This window comes from Streptomyces sp. Ncost-T10-10d, from assembly GCF_900091955.1.
Taxonomy (GTDB): Bacteria; Actinomycetota; Actinomycetes; order Streptomycetales; family Streptomycetaceae; genus Streptomyces.
On the sequence record NZ_FMDF01000143.1, the window covers coordinates 21,681 to 39,745 of the forward strand.

13 protein-coding genes and 1 pseudogene are annotated in these 18,065 nt (G+C 70.2%); 6 read left to right on the forward strand and 8 right to left on the reverse strand.

Features of this window, described 5'->3' with window-relative positions; translation table 11 throughout:
- Window positions 1-77: 77 nt before the first annotated feature.
- The 3 genes and pseudogenes from GA0115254_RS24370 to GA0115254_RS47750 form a co-directional block, all read right to left on the reverse strand.
- Complete coding sequence (locus tag GA0115254_RS24370; protein WP_093897415.1) at window positions 78-845, reverse strand: enoyl-CoA hydratase/isomerase family protein; 768 nt, start codon at window positions 843-845, stop codon at window positions 78-80.
- 87 nt (window positions 846-932) lie between these two features.
- Window positions 933-2,186: a L,D-transpeptidase gene (locus GA0115254_RS24375; RefSeq protein WP_093897416.1), complete on the reverse strand. Its 1,254-nt coding sequence runs from the start codon at window positions 2,184-2,186 to the stop codon at window positions 933-935.
- A 436-nt stretch (window positions 2,187-2,622) separates the two neighbouring features.
- Window positions 2,623-2,784: pseudogene (locus GA0115254_RS47750) on the reverse strand (Ig-like domain-containing protein); the annotation flags it as partial.
- 211 nt (window positions 2,785-2,995) lie between these two features.
- On the opposite strand from GA0115254_RS47750, the gene glgX reads away from it, so the two are divergent.
- Entirely contained in the window at window positions 2,996-5,230 is a 2,235-nt protein-coding gene (gene glgX / locus GA0115254_RS24380; RefSeq protein WP_093897417.1) for a glycogen debranching protein GlgX, read from the forward strand.
- A 3-nt stretch (window positions 5,231-5,233) separates the two neighbouring features.
- On the opposite strand, the gene GA0115254_RS24385 is transcribed toward glgX, so the two are convergent.
- From GA0115254_RS24385 to GA0115254_RS24400, 4 genes are read right to left on the reverse strand one after another with little or no spacing between them, the layout of a single operon-like run.
- Window positions 5,234-5,881, reverse strand: coding sequence for a response regulator (locus GA0115254_RS24385; protein ID WP_093897454.1), 648 nt, complete (start codon window positions 5,879-5,881; stop codon window positions 5,234-5,236).
- A 19-nt stretch (window positions 5,882-5,900) separates the two neighbouring features.
- Window positions 5,901-7,208 (reverse strand): sensor histidine kinase, encoded by a 1,308-nt coding sequence (locus tag GA0115254_RS24390; protein WP_370740937.1) that lies wholly within the window; start codon window positions 7,206-7,208, stop codon window positions 5,901-5,903.
- A gap of 6 nt (window positions 7,209-7,214) precedes the next feature.
- Window positions 7,215-7,991, reverse strand: a complete 777-nt coding sequence (locus tag GA0115254_RS24395; RefSeq protein WP_093897419.1) for an ABC transporter permease — start codon at window positions 7,989-7,991, stop codon at window positions 7,215-7,217.
- A gap of 1 nt (window position 7,992) precedes the next feature.
- Entirely contained in the window at window positions 7,993-8,895 is a 903-nt protein-coding gene (locus GA0115254_RS24400) for an ABC transporter ATP-binding protein (protein WP_093897420.1), read from the reverse strand.
- A gap of 185 nt (window positions 8,896-9,080) precedes the next feature.
- Here GA0115254_RS24400 and GA0115254_RS24405 point away from each other — a divergent pair, with 185 nt between their 5' ends.
- The 3 genes from GA0115254_RS24405 to GA0115254_RS24415 all read left to right on the forward strand — a co-directional run bounded on the left by GA0115254_RS24405 (window position 9,081) and on the right by GA0115254_RS24415 (window position 14,232).
- Window positions 9,081-10,952 carry an ABC transporter ATP-binding protein gene (locus tag GA0115254_RS24405; RefSeq protein WP_093897421.1) on the forward strand — a complete coding sequence of 624 codons (1,872 nt, stop codon included), beginning with the start codon at window positions 9,081-9,083 and terminating at the stop codon, window positions 10,950-10,952.
- Window positions 10,949-12,823 (forward strand): ABC transporter ATP-binding protein, encoded by a 1,875-nt coding sequence (locus tag GA0115254_RS24410; protein WP_093897422.1) that lies wholly within the window; start codon window positions 10,949-10,951, stop codon window positions 12,821-12,823. The genes GA0115254_RS24405 and GA0115254_RS24410 overlap by 4 nt, the downstream gene beginning before the upstream one ends.
- A 386-nt stretch (window positions 12,824-13,209) precedes the next feature.
- On the forward strand, window positions 13,210-14,232 hold the full coding sequence (locus GA0115254_RS24415; RefSeq protein ID WP_093897423.1) for an alcohol dehydrogenase: 1,023 nt from the start codon (window positions 13,210-13,212) through the stop codon (window positions 14,230-14,232).
- Window positions 14,233-14,263: 31 nt separating this feature from the next.
- On the opposite strand, the gene GA0115254_RS24420 is transcribed toward GA0115254_RS24415, so the two are convergent.
- Window positions 14,264-14,770, reverse strand: a complete 507-nt coding sequence (locus GA0115254_RS24420) for a hypothetical protein (protein ID WP_256102752.1) — start codon at window positions 14,768-14,770, stop codon at window positions 14,264-14,266.
- A gap of 136 nt (window positions 14,771-14,906) precedes the next feature.
- Between GA0115254_RS24420 and GA0115254_RS24425 the strand changes: the two genes are divergently transcribed.
- Together GA0115254_RS24425 and GA0115254_RS24430 are read left to right on the forward strand one after the other, a co-directional pair.
- Window positions 14,907-15,821: a TetR/AcrR family transcriptional regulator C-terminal domain-containing protein gene (locus tag GA0115254_RS24425; protein WP_093897424.1), complete on the forward strand. Its 915-nt coding sequence runs from the start codon at window positions 14,907-14,909 to the stop codon at window positions 15,819-15,821.
- Between the two features lie 162 nt (window positions 15,822-15,983).
- Window positions 15,984-18,014 (forward strand): M4 family metallopeptidase, encoded by a 2,031-nt coding sequence (locus GA0115254_RS24430; protein WP_093897425.1) that lies wholly within the window; start codon window positions 15,984-15,986, stop codon window positions 18,012-18,014.
- Window positions 18,015-18,065 lie beyond the last annotated feature (51 nt).

Below are 18,065 nucleotides of genomic sequence, written 5' to 3' on the forward strand. Positions count from 1 at the left end.
CTCAAGGGACCCTCAAGGCCCAGCCGATCCGCCCACACGGATGAACCCGCGTCGCTCTGCCCCCAACTGGCGTTCGGTCAGAGGAACTTGGCCTTGCCCGGACCCTCTTCCACAAAGCTGCGCATACCGCGCTCCCGGTCCTCGGTGGCGAACAGACCGGCGAACCAGTTCCGCTCGATCGTGAGCCCGGTGTCGATGTCCGTCTCCAGGCCGGCGTCGACGGATTCCTTGGCGGCGCGCAGCGCGAGGGCGGGCCCCTTCGCCAGCTTGGCGGCCCAGGCGTGCGCCTGCTCGTACACCTCGGCGGCGGGCACCACGCGGTCCACCAGACCGATCGTCAGGGCCTCCTCGGCCTTCACATGGCGGCCGGTGAAGATCAGGTCCTTGGCCCGGGAGGGGCCGATCAGCCTGGCGAGGCGCTGGGTGCCGCCCGCTCCGGGGATCAGTCCGAGCAGGATCTCGGGCTGGCCCAGCCTGGCGTTGTCGGCGGCGATCCGGAAGTCGGCACAGAGCGCCAACTCGCACCCGCCGCCCAGCGCGTAGCCGGTGACTGCGGCGACGACGGGCTTGGGGATCCGGGCCACCGCGGTGAAGGAGTCCTGCAGCGCCTTGGACCGTACGACCATCGCCGTGTGGTCCATCGCCTGCATCTCCTTGATGTCCGCGCCCGCCGCGAACACCTTCTCGCCGCCGTAGAGGACCACGGCACGCACATCGTCGCGCCGGGTCGCCTCCTCGGCGAGTTCACGCAGCCGGTCCTGGGTGGCGACATCCAGGGCGTTCATGGGCGGACGGTCCAGCAGGATCGTGCCGACGCCGTCACTTGCTTCGAGGGTTGCGGTCATGTGAGGCAGGTTAACCGGGGCCAACGCGAGCGGGCCCGGTGCTGTTGGTCACAGCACCGGGCCCGCTCGCTCTCCGTACGGCGCGCGCTACTTGGTCCACTCCGACCAGGACATGTTCCAGCCGTTGAGGCCGTTGTCCGGCTGGATCGTCCTGTCCTTCGAGTTCTTCACGACCACTACGTCGCCGATGAGCGAGTTGTCGAAGAACCAGGCCGCCGAGGTCTTCTTGCTCCAGGCGCCACGCACGTCCTGGAGACCGACGCAGCCATGGCTGGTGTTGGCCGAGCCGAAGACACCGGAGCCACCCCAGTAGTTGCCGTGGATGAAGGTCCCCGAGGTGGACAGGCGCATCGCGTGCGGCACGTCCTTGATGTCGTACTCGCCGCCGAAGCCGACGGTGTCACCGTTCATCCGGGTCACCTTGAGCTTCTCGCTGATGACCATCTGGCCGTTGTACGTGGTGGTCGCCGGGGCGCCCGCCGAGATCGGGATGTCCTTGATCTGCTTGTCGTCGCGGACGACCTTCATCCGGTGCGTGCTCGCGTCGACGGTGCTGACCTGCTTGCGGCCGATGGTGAAGGAGATCGTCTTGGCCTGCTTGCCGTAGACGCCCGGTCGCCCCTCGACGCCGTCGAGGTTGAGCTTCATGGTCACCTTGGTTCCCGCGGCCCAGTAGTCCTCGGGGCGGAAGTCGAGGCGGTCGTTGCCGAACCAGTGGCCCTCGATCGGTACGGACGGCTCGGCCGTCACCTTGATGGCGTTCTCGACCGCGGCCGGGTCGGTGATGCCACGGGTGAAGTGGATCGAGACGGGCATGCCGACGCCGACCGTGGAACCGTCCTCCGGGGTGTACTGCCCGATGAAGGTGTTCTGCGGGACCAGTGTCGTGAAGCTGGTGTCCTTCGCCGACTCGCGGCCCTTCGTGTCCTTGGCGACCGCGTGGACCGTGTACTTGGTCGCCGCGGCCAGATGCTGGTCCGGTGTCCAGCTCGTGCCGTCCGCCGCGATCTTCCCCTCGACCTCGGCGCCCTTGGGGCCGGCGACCTTCACCGTGGTCAGCTTCCCCTGCTCGGCGGAGATCTTCAGTGCCCCGCTGGTGGCGACGGAGTCCGCCCCGTCCTTCGGCGCAATGGTCACCACGGCCTGCGAGGCGGTGGTGTCGTCGGCCTTCGACCCGCCCTGGCGGTCCTTGCCCGCGCTGCCGGCGTCGTCTCCCCCACCGCACGCCGTCACCAGCAACAGGAGCGCACCCAGTACCAGAGCCAGCAGTCCGGTGGCCCCTCGCCCGCGCCGTCCGCTGTTCGCCCCGGCCGATGTCCCCGATATCGGCTGCCCGTTCAATGTGCTCGTCTCCCCTCACACGGTCTGGCCCCGCCAAGACCCCTGGGAGCCCGCAGGCCCCCGCCCCCGCGCGCGGCACATGCGCGCTCAGCGAAAGATAATCACACCGATCGCGGGAAGATGACCCCGCGGATGTCACCGTTCAGTCCCAACTTGTCCCGGCACTTCACCAGGTGACACGCGGTACGGGTGGAGCGGAGCCGGCCGGCTGTCCGTGTCCTGATCCGCCGGACAGGCCCCGGGGGATCCGACGGGGCCTCAGTGGAGGGGCCGAGCCGGCCTTCCACCGGGTCCGGTTCGGATTCCGGCCTCCGAGCCCGTTGTCCGGTGCCACCTGGCTGTCCTTGGAGTTGACGGCCTCGATCACATCGCCGGTTGTCCATGAGTGTCCGGTCGAAGAACGAGGCGGCCGGGGTGTCGCTGCCGCCACCCTCCCATCGCGCAGCCCCACCCTGACAGTGACCTCGGTACCCGGCGCCCGGCAGGCGGCGGGGCGGAAGTCGAGGCGGCTGTCGCCGAACCAGTGCCCCACCACCTCGACCGCCGGAACGGAGACCACCCGAATGGCCTTCCGCACGGCCGCACGGTTCTTGACCGGGTGCCCGTGTCAGCACGGTGGCCGAGCTCGCCACCGCCCTCTTCGCCACGTGGTTCACGTCCCCCCGACGACGGGGGCCGGTCGGGGGAAACGTGAGTGCGGGCCCCCGTGTGGGCAGAACAGAGGGGAGGACCACACTCGGGGAGCCGCGGCCGGGACGCCGCGCGCTCCCTTTCGGTGCCGGTCCCCACGAGCCGCGGGAGGCGAGCAGGTGTCGAGCGCAGCCGAGCAGGAGGCAGTGCAGGAGACGGAGACGACGGCCGCGCCGGAGAGCGCGCGGGAGGCCGTGCCGAGGCGGCCGCCCGCCGTGTGGCCCGGCGCCCCGACGCCGCTCGGGGCCCGCTTCCGGGTGGGCCCCGACGGGGTGGCGGGCACCAATTTCGCGCTCTGGGCGGGCGGCGCGGAGGCCGTCGACCTCTGCCTCTTCGACGAGGACGGGAGCGAGACACGCCTGGTGCTGACCGAGCTGACCCATGAGATCTGGCACGGCTTCGTGCCGGGCGTACGGCCGGGTCAGCGGTACGGCTACCGGGTGCACGGCCGCTGGGACCCCTGGACCGGCGCCCGATGGAACGCGGCGAAGCTGCTCCTCGATCCCTACGCACGGGCCGTGGACGGCTCGTTCACCCTCCCGGCCGAGGTGTACGGCCATGTGAGGGACTGGCCGCACCAACAGGTCGCCGACACCGTGCGCGACGAACGGGACTCCGCTCCGTACGTACCGAAGGGTGTCGTGGTCCATGACGACGACGACTGGGCACAGGACCGCCGGCCCAAGACCCCGTGGGCGGACTCCGTCATCTACGAGCTGCATGTACGCGGCTTCACCAAGCTGCACCCCGAAATCCCCGAGGAACTGCGGGGCACGTACGCCGGTCTCGCCCACCCGGCGGCCATCGGCCATCTGCAGCGGCTCGGGGTCACGGCGGTGGAACTGCTGCCGGTGCATCAGTTCGCCCACGAGGACCATCTGCTCCGGCGCGGCCTGCACAACTACTGGGGCTACAACTCCATCGGCTACTTCGCCCCGCACGCCGGCTACTCGGCGAGCGGGACCGCGGGCCAGCAGGTCGGCGAGTTCAAGCGGATGGTGCGGGCCCTGCACGACGCCGGGATCGAGGTGATCCTCGATGTGGTCTACAACCACACGGCGGAGGCGAATGAGCTGGGTCCCATGCTGTCGCTGCGCGGCATCGACAACCGGGGCTACTACCGCCTCCAGTCCGACGCCCGCAGATACGCGGACTACACCGGCTGCGGCAACACCCTGCATGTCGTCCAGCCGCACGTCCTGCGGCTGATCACGGACTCGTTGCGCTACTGGGTCACGGAGATGGGCGTCGACGGCTTCCGCTTCGATCTGGCGGCCGCGCTGGCCCGCTCGATGCACGACGTCGACATGCTCTCCCCCTTCCTCGCGGTGATCGCCCAGGACCCGGTACTGCGCCGGGTGAAGCTGATCGCCGAGCCGTGGGACGTCGGCAACGGCGGCTACCAGGTGGGCGCCTTCCCCGCGCTGTGGACCGAGTGGAACGACCGCTACCGGGACGCCGTACGGGACTTCTGGCGCGGCGCCCTGCCCGACGTACGCGATCTCGGCTACCGGCTGACCGGATCCAGCGATCTGTACGCATGGGGCGGCCGGCGCCCGTACGCCTCGGTCAACTTCGTCACCGCGCACGACGGCTTCACCATGCGCGATCTGGTCAGCTACGAGCAGAAGCACAACGAGGCCAACGGCGAAGGCAACCGGGACGGCACCTCGGACAACCGGGCCTGGAACTGCGGCGCCGAGGGCGAGAGCGACGACCCCGCGGTCAACGCGCTGCGCCGCCGTCAGCTGCGCAATCTGCTCACCACACTGCTGCTGTCGACGGGCGTGCCGATGCTGGTCGCGGGCGACGAGATGGGCCGTACGCAGGGCGGCAACAACAACGCGTACTGCCAGGACAACGAGATCAGCTGGCTGGACTGGTCACTGCTCGGCCGGCCCGAGTGGCGGGCGCTGACCGAGCTGACCTCCCGGATTCTCACCCTGCGCCACAGACACCCGGTGCTGCGCCGCCGCGCCTTCTTCTCCGGGCGGGCGCAGGCGGCGGACGGGCTGCGGGACCTGGCGTGGTTCACCCGGCAGGGGGCGGAGATGACGGAGGAGGACTGGTACGCACCGGCGGCGACGGTCGGGCTCTATCTCTCCGGACGCGACATCCCCGGCCGGGACGCGCGCGGCGAACCGGTCACGGACGACAGCTTTCTGGCGATCCTGCACGCGGACCACCGACCGAGCGACTTCCGGCTTCCCGGGCCGCCGTGGGCGCAGGGTTACGAACTGGTCCTGGACACCTCGTGGGAGGACCAGGCCGTGGCACCCGGCACCCTCCACCGGGGCGGCGGGCTGCTGACCGTACCGGCCAGGTCGGTGCTGCTGCTGCGGGTCAGGGAGTGAGGGTCAGCCGAGGATGCCGCGGTCGTAGCCGACCGCGACGGCGGCGGCCCGGTCCTTGGCACCCAGCTTGGCGAAGATATGGGTGAGGTGGGTCTTCACCGTGGCCTCGCTGATGAACAGCTCGGCGGCTATCTCACGGTTCGAGGTGCCCTTCGCGACGAGTTCGAGCACCTCGCGCTCCCGGCCCGACAGCGACTCGTTCTGCGCCGACGGGGTGCGCACGCGTGAGATCAGGCGGGAGGCGACGGCGGGCGACAGCACGGTGCGTCCGTCGGCGGCGGCGCGGACGGCGTTGAACAGCTCGTCGCGGGGCGCGTCCTTGAGCAGATAGCCGGTCGCGCCGGCCTCGATCGCGGGGAGGGTGTCGGAGTCGGTGTCGTACGTGGTCAGCACGAGCACCTTGGACCGGGCCCCGCGCCCGGTCAGTTCGGCGATGGCGGCGACCCCGCCGCCGCCCGGCATCCGCAGATCCATCAGGACGACATCGGGGTCGAGCCGGGCCACGAGTTCGACGCCCTCCACCCCGTTCGACGCCTCCCCGAGGACCTGGAAACCGGGGGCAGAATCGAACATGCCGCGCAGACCGTCCCGTACGACGGGATGGTCGTCGACGACGACGAGCGTGATGACGCGTGCGGAATCCTCAGCCATGGCAGGCCAACCGTACTGGTCATCGGCTGTGCTGAACCAGCGGCACCCGGGCACAGACCGCCGTGCCGCGGCCGGGCTCCGTCTCCACCTCCACGGTGCCCGCGATGCGTTCGGCACGGGCCCGCATGCCGCCGAGCCCGAAACCGCCCGCGCCGCCGTACGGCGGCAGGGCGGCAGGATCGAAGCCGCAGCCGTCGTCCCGTACGTCCAGCGTGAGTTCGTCGCCCATGAAGGACAGGGTGATGCCGACCCGTGAGGCCCCGGCATGGCGGCCGGCGTTGGCGAGGGCTTCCTCGGCGATACGGAGCAGGGTGGCGGCTATCTCGTCGTGGAGCGGCTCGACGGTACCGGTGACGGTGAACTCGGCCCGGACCCCGTGACGTTCCCCCCAGCCGGTGACCGTCTTCTTCAGGGCGCCGGGGAGGTCGTCGTGCTCCAGTGCGGCGGGGACCAGATCGTGTACCGAGCGGCGCGCCTCCCCCAGGCTGTGCCGGGCGAGGGCGGCGGCGCGATCGAGGTGCTGTCGGGCCAGCGCGGGGTCGGTGTCGGCGATCGAGGTCACCACCTGGAGCTGGGCGATGATGCCGGTCAGGCCCTGCGCGAGAGTGTCGTGGATCTCGGCGGCCAGTCGGCGCCGCTCGTCGGCGACGCCCGCTTCGCGTGCCTGGACGAGAAGTTGGGCGTGCAGGCCCGCGTTCTCCGCCATGGCCTGTTCGAGGCGTGCGTTGGCGGACTCCAGTTCCGCGATGGTGTCGACCTGGGCACGGGTCTGCTCGGCCTCCCGGTCGCCGATCTGGGCGAAGACCATGGTGAGCGTGGCGTGCAGGGCGAAGAGGACGCCGAAGGCGACCCAGTTCATGAGGTCGGCCGGCGGGAGGCCGCTGCCGGACTGCGCGCCCGCCATGATGACGGCGGTGACCAGCAGCCCGGCGCGGATGGCCCGTTGCGGAAGCAGCCGGCCGACGTCGAAGTAGCCGAGAACCGCGAACATGGAGAAGAACGGGTTGCACGAGGTCAGTACGGCGGCGAGCAACGTCCGTGCGACGAAGTAGAACTGCGCCGCCCGCGACCGCGCGGGAACACTCGGCCGGACCCGCCCCCACCAGAACTGGAGGACGAGCGCCACCGGGACCAGCGCCACGGTGACGTGCACGTCCGAGCGGGACATGATGAGGCCGGCGGTCACGGCCGAGACCATGCTGCCCAGGCCGAGCAGACCGTACGGCCCGTACCGGAAGAACCGTTCCCACCACTGCGCGGCCGTCGTCGCTCCGGTCGTGCCCGTCTGTGCCGTGCCCCCCGCGTCCATGAGGGGATTCTCCCTCATGGACGCTCACTCCCACCGGAACAGCCGGGTCGCCAGCCCGGTCACCACGGCCGCCCACAGCGCCATGACGCCCAGCTGTACCCAGCCGGGCCAGCCGCCGGACGCCGCCCGGTCCAGTGCCTGGGAGGCCGCGCCGAACGGGGTGACCTCCACGATGCGCCGGAGGGTGTCGGGCATGGTCTGCACCGGGATCCAGACCCCGGCGGTGAACATCATCACGAAGTTGGCGACCGTGCCGATGGCGGAGGATGCCTTGGTGGTGCGGGAGAGCGCACACAGCAGTGCGCCGAGGCCGAGGACGCTCGCGGTCGCCAGGAGCAGCGCCAGGACGTAGCCGAAGGGCTGTCCGGGCAGCCTCACGCCGAAGACGGCGCGGCCGACGGTCACCACCAGCGCGGCGGAGCCGAGGGCCGCGGCGCCGTGCAGGGCGATCTGCGCGGTGAGCAGGGCGGACGGCGGCACCGGAGTGGCCGACATCCGGCGCAGGATCCCGCGCTCGCGGTAGCCGGTGAGGACGGGCGGCATGGCCCCGATCCCGGCCATGATCACGGCGAGCAGCACCGACACCGGTACGTACAGATCGACGACGCGGCGGTCGCCGAGCGCCTCGTCGGGGGCCCGGAAGGACGGGATCAGGCCGAGGATCGTCAGCAGCGCGGTCGGGAAGACGAGGATCCAGAACAGACCGGCGGGTTCGCGGAGGAAGAGCCGCGTCTCGGTCCTGAGCACCGCCGCCCATGGGGTCGGCGTGTCCGTCGCCGTGGCCGGGTTCGCCGTGGTCATCTCAGGCCGCCTGTTCTGTGAGGTCGAGGAAGGCGTCGTCGAGCGTTGCCTCGGTGACGCGGAGCTGGTGTGCGGTGATGCGGTGGCGGGCCAGCAGCGAGATCACCGCGTTGACCGTCTCGTCGGTGCCGTTGATGACGATCCGGCCGTCGTTCTGTTCGACGGAGACCGCCCCGGGCAGCAGGCCCAGCTCGGTGTCGTCGAGCGGCTGTGAAGGCGTGAAGGAGATGACCGTGGCGCTGCCGGCCTTGCTGATCAGGCCGGACGGGGTGTCGAGGGCGACGACCTTTCCCTTGTCGATCACGGCGACACGGTCGCAGAGCCGGTTGGCCTCTTCCATGAAGTGGGTGACCAGGAGGACCGTCACGCCGCTGTCGCGTACGTCTTCGATCAGCTTCCAGGTGTCCCGGCGGGCCCGCGGGTCCAGACCCGTGGTCAGCTCGTCGAGGACCACGACCTTCGGGTTGCCGACCAGGGCGAGCGCGATGGACAGCCGCTGCTTCTGGCCGCCGGACAGTTTGGCGAACCTGGTGTCGTACTTGGTGTGCAGACCGAGCCGTTCGGCCAGCGCGCGCCAGTCGGCGGGCTCCGGGTAGAAGGCGCTGTACAGCTCCAAAGCCTCGGCCACGGTGATCTTGGGCTGGAGTTCGCTCTCCTGGAGTTGTGCGCCGAGCAGCCGGGTGACCCGGTCGTGGTCGGCGACGGGGTCGAGACCGGCGACGCGGACCGTTCCGGCGTCGGGAACCCGCAGCCCCTCGACGCACTCGACGGTGGTGGTCTTGCCCGCGCCGTTGGGTCCGAGGATCCCGAAGATCTCCCCCTCGTCGACGGCGAAACTCACTCCGTCCACGGCAGGGCGCCCGGCGTAGGCCTTGTGCACCCCGTTCACTTCGATGATTGCCATGCCTACGAGCATCGTGTCGCGGGGGCCGCCGCACCATCGTCCATCGCGCTCGAAGCGGCATCGGCCGATCGGTTGATACGCGGTACGACCAGCGGTTCGCAGGGCCGGTCATGAGGCTCCGTCACCGCCGGACGGCCGAAAAACCACATGAGCGATGTCAGTGGTGAACCGTAGGCTCGCCTGTGATGCCCGAAGAACGTGTAGAGCCCAAGGACCGGTCCACCGTGCGCTCCCTGCTGCGGTTGTGGCCCTATGTGAAGCCGGTACGCAAGCGCCTGTTCGGCGCAGCTCTGGTCGCGATAGTCGCTTCCTGTATCGGTCTGGTGATCCCTCTCGTACTGAAGTGGATCGTCGACGGCCCGGTGGCGGGCCGCGACCCGGGCGGCGTCTGGCTCGGCGCGCTGTATCTGCTGTTGCTGGGCCTCGCCGAGGCCGCGCTCTTCGGGGTGCGACGGTGGATGGTGGCCCGGCCGCTGGCGGGGGTCGAGGCGGCGATGCGGGCCGACCTGTACCGGCACCTGCAGCGGCTGCCGGTGGCGTTCCACGACCGCTGGCCGTCGGGGCAGTTGCTCTCGCGCGGGACCACGGACCTGATGATGGTGCGCATGTTCCTGGCTTTTCCGCTGACCTTCCTGCTGGTCAACGGAACGACGATCCTGATCGGTTTCATCATTCTGCTGATGCAGCAGTGGACGCTGGGACTGGTGCTGCTCGCCCCGGTGGTCCCGTTGGTGATTCTCTGCGCGGTCTTCGAGACGAAGTACTCGCTCGTGGCGCGCAAGGCGCAGGATCAGGTCGGCGATCTGACGACGGTCGTCGAGGAGAGCGTCCTCGGCATCCGCATCATCAAGGGCTTCGGCCGACACCGAAGCCAGGCCCTCGCGTTCCGTGCCCTCTCGCAGCGGCTTCGGAGCACGGAGCTGGGCAAGGCCCGCCTCCTCGCAGGCATCTGGGCCGCCATCACCACGATCCCCGAGCTGGCCATCGGGGCGGCGCTGGTCCTCGGCACGGTCCAGGTCGCGGACGGCGGGCTCTCGGCGGGCACGCTGGTCGCCTTCCTCTCCACGGCGCTCGCGCTGCGGTGGCCGATCGAGTCGATCGGCTTCCTGCTGGCGATGAGCCAGGAGTCGGCGACGGCGACCGAGCGGTTCTTCGAAGTGATGGATGTGGCCGAGGAGGACGACATGGCCGCCGCCGACGGCGGCGCGCCGAAGGACACGGCCACTCAGGGCGAAATGGTGTTCGAGGGAGTGGAGTTCCGGTACCCCGACGCCGAGGCCGGCTCCACACCCGTACTGTCCCGGATCGATCTGCGCATCCGCCCCGGCGAGACGATGGCCCTGGTCGGGGCGACGGGTTCCGGGAAGACGACGCTCACCGCGCTCGTACCGCGGCTGCACGATGCGACCGCGGGGCGGATCACACTGGACGGCAGGGACATCACCGCCATGCCCCGGCAGGAGCTGCGCGAGCTGGTGTCCGTGGCGTTCGAGGAGCCGACCCTCTTCTCGGCGAGCGTCGGGGAGAACGTGCTGATGGGCGCCGAAGGCGCCGGGGAGGAAGAGCTGCGGCGGGCGCTCGCGGTCGCGCAGGCCGACTTCGTGTACGACCTGCCCGAGGGCATCGGCACCCAGGTCGGAGAACAGGGACTCAGTCTCTCCGGCGGACAGCGGCAACGGCTCGCGCTGGCCCGCGCCGTGGTCGGCCGGCCACGCTTCCTGGTGCTCGACGATCCGCTCTCCGCCCTGGACGTGCACACGGAGGCGCTGGTGGAGGCCGCCCTGCGGCACGTACTCGAAAAGACGACCGCGATCGTCGTCGCGCACCGTCCGTCCACCGTGATGCTGGCGGACCGGGTGGCGCTGCTGTCGGAGGGCCGGATCACCGCTGTCGGCACCCATCAGGAACTGCTGCGCGGCAGCGCGGAGTACGCCTGGCTGATGGCGGGCGCCACAAGCGCACAGGAAGGTTCCTTTGCCGAGGACGCCTTCCCCGACCCGTCCGACGAGGACCGCCTTGTGCCGGACGTCCCTGCCGAGAAGGGCCGCACCCGATGACCAGTACGACGACGACCGGGCCCGCCGACCGGCGCGATGCCCGGAAGAAGCCCGAGGGACCGTCCCCCTCCGACGGCGCCGGTGATCAGTTCGACCGGGACGATCTGCCCACGCCCCGTGGTGCGACCCGCACACTGCTGATGTCGCTGCTCCGGCCGCACCGGGGCCGGGTGCTGGTGTCCGCGCTGTTGCTGCTCATCCAGCAGGCGGCGGTACAGACGGGCCCGCTGCTCGTCGCCTACGCCATCGACAGCGGTGTGCCCGCCTTCCGGGACAAGGACTACGGGCCTCTGATCGCGGTGGCCGTGGGGTACGCGCTGTGCTCGGTGGCCGCGGGGGCCATGCAGTACGCGTTCATCCGGGCCTCCGCCCGGATCAACCAGGACGTGCTGCTCGATCTGCGGGGGCGGATCTTCCGCCATGCACAGGCGCTGAGTGTGGACTTCCATGAGCGCTACACCTCGGGCCGGCTGATCTCCCGTTCCACCACGGATGTGGAGTCGCTGCGGGAACTGCTCAGCGAGGGGCTCCAGGAGCTGATCGGCATCGTCCTGTCCTTCGTCTCCATCTCGCTGGTCCTCCTCTGGCTGGACTTCGGTCTCGGCGCGGTCGCGGTGCTCTCCTTCGTACCCCTGTATCTGCTGGTACGGCTCTACCAGCAGCGGGCCGGAGTGCTCTACGCGGCGCGGTCGACGGCGATCGCCGCGGTCATCGTGAAGTTCGCCGAGTCGATGAACGGCATCCGTCCCGTCCAGGCCTTCCGCCGCGAGCGCATCAACGACCGGCACTTCGAGGACCTCAACAGCGCACACGCCTGGAAGAACGGCGGCGCGATACTGGAGATGGCGCGCTATGTGGTCGGCTCCCGGGTGATCGCCAACACCGCGGTCGCCGGGATCGTGCTGTGGGGTGCGTACCGCGTGGCGTCGGGCACCCTGGCGCTCGGTGTGCTGGCCGCGGCCGTGCTCTATCTGCGCCGGCTGTACGACCCGATCGACCGGCTCGGCATGTTCCTCAACTCCTACGAGTCGGCCTCGGCTTCGCTGGAGAAGATCGCGGGCCTGCTCGCCCAGACCCCTTCCGTCCCCGAGACGTCGGATCCGCGGGAGCTGCCCGCCCTGACGGGTGAGCACCCGGGCCGCGAGGTCGTCTTCGACTCGGTGCGGTTCGCCTACCGGACGGGCGGCGAAGTGCTGCCCCGCTTCGATCTGACGGTCCCGGCCGGCCAGACCGTGGCCGTGGTCGGCTCGACGGGGGCGGGCAAGTCGACGCTCGCCAAGCTGCTGGCCCGCTTCTACGACCCGACCGACGGCCGGGTGCTGCTGGACGGGACCGATCTGCGGGATCTGGCCGTGCCCGAGCTGCGGCGGGGTGTGGTGATGGTGACCCAGGAGGCGTTCCTGTTCTCCGGGACCGTCGCCGAGAACATCGCGATCGGCAGCCCTGACGCGAACCGTGAGGAGATCGAGCAGGCCGCCAAGGCGATCGGCGCACACGATTTCATCGCCGGACTGCCCGAGGGATACGACACGGACGTACGCAAGAGGGGCGGCCGGATCTCGGCCGGTCAGCGCCAGTTGGTCGCGTTCGCACGGGCCCTGCTGGCCAACCCGGCCGTCCTGATCCTCGACGAGGCGACGAGCTCCCTGGACATCCCCGGCGAGCGGGCGGTGCAGCGGGCCATGGACACGGTGCTGCACGGCCGCACCGCGGTCGTGATCGCACACCGTCTGTCGACCGTGGAGATCGCGGACCGGGTCCTGGTGATGGAGCACGGGCGCATCGTGGAGGACGGCGCCCCGTCCGAACTCATCGGCGGCACGGGCAGGTTCGCCGGGCTCCACCGGGCGTGGCGGGAGAGCCTGGCATGACGGGGCGGGCTGTAGGTTCCGCATTCTGATGGACACCACCCGTGCGAGATGGACAGCGATTGAGCACTCTCGCCATTCCGTGGGCACTGAATGCGGTCAGTAACTACGGTCGCCGGATCGGCCGAAGGCCGATGGTCTTACAGGGCGGCACCGGACCTGCCGGGTTGGTGCCGCCCTTCGGCATGCGCGATCCCACGCGGCGCAGTTCCGACGTTCCCGCAGGATCCAATGCTCACGAATCCGCGATCCCTACACGGGCGTAGAACCTCGGTTCCGGCGCTACGCCCGGCGGGGCCGCACCCGCCTGCACCACTCGGCGCGCGCGATCGGGCCGGAGCTGGTCTGCTGGTCCGGGGGCCGTCCACCCGTATCCGGGAGAGATCAAGATGAGCGTCTACCGAGCCGCGCAGGTCGCCACCGCCGCCGGTCCGTTCGAGATCGTCGAGCGCGAGGTGCCGCAGCCGGGCCCCTGCCACGTACGGGTGGCCGTCGATGCCTGCGGGGTCTGCCACAGCGACTCCCTCTTCGTGAACGCCGCACTCCCGGGCGTACGGTTCCCGGTGGTCCCCGGGCACGAGATCGCCGGCCGGATCGAGGAGCTCGGTGAGGGAACGCAGAACGCATGGCAGGTGGGCGACCGCGTGGCGGTGGGCTGGTTCGGCGGCAGCTGTGGCCACTGCACACCCTGCAGACAGGGCGACTTCGTCGTGTGCCGGAACCTGAAGGTCCCCGGATGGGCGTACGACGGTGGCTACGCCGAGACGGTGATCGCACCGGCGGACGCCCTGGCCCGGATCCCCGACGCACTGGCGGCGACCGATGCGGCGCCCATGGCCTGTGCGGGAGTGACCACGTACAACGGGCTGCGGCGCAGCTCCGCCCGGCCGGGTGACCTGGTCGCCGTGCTGGGCATCGGCGGCCTCGGCCACCTGGGGGTGCAGTACGCGGTCGCGATGGGCTTCGAGACCGTGGCTATCGCCCGCGGAGCCGCCAAGGCCGACTTCGCCAAGGAGCTCGGCGCGCACCACTACATCGACAGCACGGCGGACACCTCCGTCGCGGACGCGCTGCAGACCCTCGGCGGCGCCAGTGTCGTCCTGGCCACCGCCGCCAACTCCGGGGCAATCACGGCGACCGTGGAAGGGCTCGCCCCCCGCGGTGAGCTGGTGGTCATCGGCGCGGACCCCGAGCCGCTGGGGATCAGCCCGACTCAGCTGCTCATGAACGGCAAGGTGGTCCGGGGCCACCCGTCAGGCACCGCGCAGGACGTACAGGACACCATGGCGTTCAGCGCCCTGCACGGCATCCGCCCGATGATCGAGACCGTGCCGCTGGACGGGGCCACCGAGGCTTACCAGAAGATGATGTCCGGTACCGCCCGCTTCCGGATGGTGCTCACCACCCGCTGACGCACCCGGCTCCGCACGGGGCTGCGGCACTTCACCGCGGCCGTCGCTCCCCCTCGGTGCGCGCGCCGCTGCCCGCTCCGTCGGCCGGTACGGAACCCGTGCCCCGGAGCAGGGCGACGGAGAGAACGGCGGCACCGCCCATCGCGACGGCGGCACCGGCCGCGGCCATGTTCATGCTGTGGGTGAAGGCCCGAAAAGCGGCGGAGAGCACCGTTTCCCGCAGCTGGTACGGAAACTGCCGGGCCACCGCGACCGCGCCTGACAGGGTCTCCCGCGCGGCGTCGGGTACGGCGGGCACCGTACTGCTCATACCCCGGCCGTACACGGCGGCGCCGACCGAACCGAGCAGCGCCATCCCCAGGGCGCCGCCGAGCTCCTGACCCGATTCGAGGACGGCGGCAGCAGAGCCCGCGCGCTCGGGCGGTGCGGCGCCGAGCGCGGTCCATTCGCGGCGTCCGGCGCGTGGGGCGGCGGGCTCGGGCGCGCCGGTTGCGCAGGCGGATACGGGCGGTGCCGGGGTGTGCGGTCCTGAGGTCATGCCGGGAGCACAGCAGTCTCGGCGCGTACACCGCAATCACCGCCGTAGTGCACCTCCCGGAGTCCGCGTACAGCCCCTCGTATTCAGGGAGTTGACGGGGCGTACGCCGTTTCCGGTGCACTAGTACAGTGCATCCGTGCAGACCGAACCGCCCTACCTCGGTATCGCCGGTGAGATCCGTCGCCGGATCGTCTCCGGCGAGCTCGCCCCGGGCGACCGGGTGCCCTCCACGCGTGCGATCGTCCTGCAGTGGGGGGTCGCCATGGCGACCGCCACCAAGGCGCTGTCGGTGCTGCGCGGCGAAGGTCTCGTACGAGCGGTGCCGGGCGTCGGCACGGTCGTCGTCGAGCGTCGCGCTGCGGGGCTCGCCGCCCCGGGGAGCGGTCCCGCCCTGAGCCGTGAGCGCATGGTGCGTACCGCCATCGAACTGGCCGATGCCGAGGGGCTGCCCGCGGTGTCCATGCGCCGGGTCGCGACCACGCTGTCCACCTCCACCATGGCGCTGTACCGCCATGTGCCGGGCAAGGCCGAGCTGGTGCGGCTGATGTCGGACGAGATCTTCGGTGAACGCCCGCTGGGCGCCGTGCCCCACCACTGGCGGTCCGGACTCGAACTCGCCGCCCGGTGGCTCCGGTCGGCGTACGGGCGCCATCCGTGGATGGCGCAGGCCGTGGCTTCCTTCACCCGGCCGACAGCGTCCCCGCAGGCGATGCGGTACACGGAGTGGGTTCTGCACGCCCTGGCCGGCACCGGGCTACCGCCGTACACGAAGCTGCACATCCATCTCTCCCTTTTCGCCCACGTCCAGGGACTTGCCATGGCCGGCGACATGGAGACACAGGCGCGTCAGGACACCGGGCTGTCCGCCGCAGAGTGGATGGTAAGAAATGAGCCACGGTTCAATGCCATCTCGGCCAGTGGCGACTACCCGTTCCTCAACTCGCTTTTCGAACACGATGAGTTCGAGCTCGACCTGGACTCACTCTTCGAATTCGGGCTGCAATGGACGCTGGACGGCATCGCGGTGATGATCGGCGAAACGTCCGCTTAACGAACATGACCTTTACGGCAACGGACGACTTCCGGCCAACTTGTTGACGCGGTCCTGACAGGACCGTCTTCCGGCTGACACTCTTCACCCCGTTCCGCGCACTTCTCGTACTTCCCGTCGGCTCACCCTGCCGCCGGTACCCCCCTCGCAGAAGGAGTCCGCGTGAGATCCACGCCCAGCCGTCGTGCCACCGCGACCGGCGCTCTGATAGCCGCAGCAGCCCTCCTCGCCGTCGGAGTCCAGACCGGTACGGCCACTGCCACTCCCGGCAGCGCCACAGCGGCGGCGGCGACCGCCGGCGCCAACCGCGGCGCACTGGCCAAGCAGCTCACCCCGTCCCAGCGCGCCGAGCTCATCCGCGAGGCCGACGCGAGCAAGGCAGCCACGGCCAAGGAGCTCGGTCTCGACTCTCAGGAGAAGCTCGTCGTCCGGGATGTCATCCAGGACAACGACGGCACCACGCACACCCGTTACGAGCGCACCTTCGCCGGGCTTCCGGTGCTCGGCGGCGACCTGGTCGTCCAGGAGACCAAGGCCGGGGCGACCGAGAGCGTCACCAAGGCGTCCAAGGTCAGCAGCGGTCAGCTGAAGGCCGTGGACATGACGGCCGATGTCGCGCCCGCCGTCGCCGAGAAGCAGGCGCTCGGGCTCGCCAAGGCCGACGGCTCCAAGAAGACCGAAGCCGACCGGGCACCCCGCAAGGTGGTCTGGATGGCGCAGGGCAAGCCGCAGCTCGCCTACGAGACCGTCGTCGGCGGGCTCCAGGAGGACGGCACCCCGAACGAGCTGCACGTCATCACGGACGCGGCCACCGGCGCGAAGCTGTACGAGTGGCAGGGCATCGAGAAGGGCACCGGGAACACCGAGTACAGCGGCCAGGTCACCCTCGGCACCGCACCGTCGTACACACTGACCGACACGGGCCGCGGCAATCACAAGACGTACAACCTGAACCACGGCACCTCCGGCACCGGGACGCTGTTCACCAACTCCACGGACGTGTGGGGCAACGGCAACCCGTCGAACGCCGAGACGGCCGCCGCGGACGCCCACTACGGCGCGGCCGAGACCTGGGACTACTACAAGAACGTGCACGGCCGCACCGGTATCCGGGGTGACGGTGTCGGCGCGTACTCCCGCGTCCACTACGGCAACAACTACGTCAACGCCTTCTGGCAGGACAGCTGCTTCTGCATGACGTACGGCGACGGCTCGGGCAACGCCGCCCCGCTGACCTCGCTCGACGTGGCCGCGCACGAGATGTCGCACGGTGTCACCGCCGCCACCGCCAAGCTGGTCTACAGCGGCGAGTCCGGTGGCCTCAACGAGGCGACCAGCGACATCATGGCCACCGCGGTCGAGTTCTACGCCAACAACGCCACCGACAAGGGCGACTACCTCATCGGCGAGAAGATCGACATCAACGGCGACGGCACCCCGCTGCGCTACATGGACAAGCCGAGCAAGGACGGCGCGTCCAAGGACGCGTGGTACTCGGGCATCGGCAACGTCGACGTCCACTACTCCTCGGGCCCGGCGAACCACTTCTTCTACCTGCTCTCCGAGGGCAGCGGCGCCAAGGTCATCAACGGCGTCTCCTACGACTCGCCGACCTCCGACGGCCTGCCGGTGACCGGCATCGGCCGCGCCAAGGCCGAGCAGATCTGGTTCAAGGCGCTCGCCACCAAGTTCACCTCCACCACCAACTACGCGGCGGCCCGCACCGGTACCCTCGCCGTGGCCGGTGAGCTGTACGGCACGACCAGCGCCGAGTACAAGTCCGTCGCCGACGCCTGGGCCGGCATCAACGTCGGCCCGCGCCCCGGTGGCGGCACCGACCCCGGCGGCACGGTCTTCGAGAACACCACCCCCGTCGCCATCCCGGACGGCGGCGCGGCCGTCACCAGCTCGGTCAACGTCACCGGTGTCACGGGCAACGCGCCCAGCACCCTCAAGGTCGGCGTGGACATCACCCACACCTGGCGCGGTGACCTGGTCATCGATCTCGTCGCCCCGAACGGTACGACCTACCGGCTGAAGAACTCCTCGCTCTCCGACTCGGCGGACAACGTCCAGACGACCTACACGGTCGATGCTTCGTCCGCGGCGGCCAACGGCACCTGGAAGCTGAAGGTCCAGGACGTCTACTCGGGCGACTCCGGCAAGATCAACAGCTTCAAGCTGACCTTCTGAACCCGTCGGCCTGCTGAACCCGGAGCCAGGTCCGGCTCCTGAACGAACCGC

Bases quoted from the DNA above. Each gene is read 5' to 3' on its own strand.
- GA0115254_RS24370 (WP_093897415.1), bottom strand. From the start codon at position 845: ATGACCGCAACCCTCGAAGCAAGTGACGGCGTCGGCACGATCCTGCTG.
- GA0115254_RS24385 (WP_093897454.1), bottom strand. From the start codon at position 5,881: ATGGCTGAGGATTCCGCACGCGTCATCACGCTCGTCGTCGTCGACGAC.
- GA0115254_RS24390 (WP_370740937.1), bottom strand. From the start codon at position 7,208: ATGAGGGAGAATCCCCTCATGGACGCGGGGGGCACGGCACAGACGGGC.
- GA0115254_RS24395 (WP_093897419.1), bottom strand. From the start codon at position 7,991: ATGACCACGGCGAACCCGGCCACGGCGACGGACACGCCGACCCCATGG.
- GA0115254_RS24400 (WP_093897420.1), bottom strand. From the start codon at position 8,895: ATGGCAATCATCGAAGTGAACGGGGTGCACAAGGCCTACGCCGGGCGC.
- GA0115254_RS24405 (WP_093897421.1), top strand. From the start codon at position 9,081: ATGCCCGAAGAACGTGTAGAGCCCAAGGACCGGTCCACCGTGCGCTCC.
- GA0115254_RS24410 (WP_093897422.1), top strand. From the start codon at position 10,949: ATGACCAGTACGACGACGACCGGGCCCGCCGACCGGCGCGATGCCCGG.
- GA0115254_RS24415 (WP_093897423.1), top strand. From the start codon at position 13,210: ATGAGCGTCTACCGAGCCGCGCAGGTCGCCACCGCCGCCGGTCCGTTC.
- GA0115254_RS24420 (WP_256102752.1), bottom strand. From the start codon at position 14,770: ATGACCTCAGGACCGCACACCCCGGCACCGCCCGTATCCGCCTGCGCA.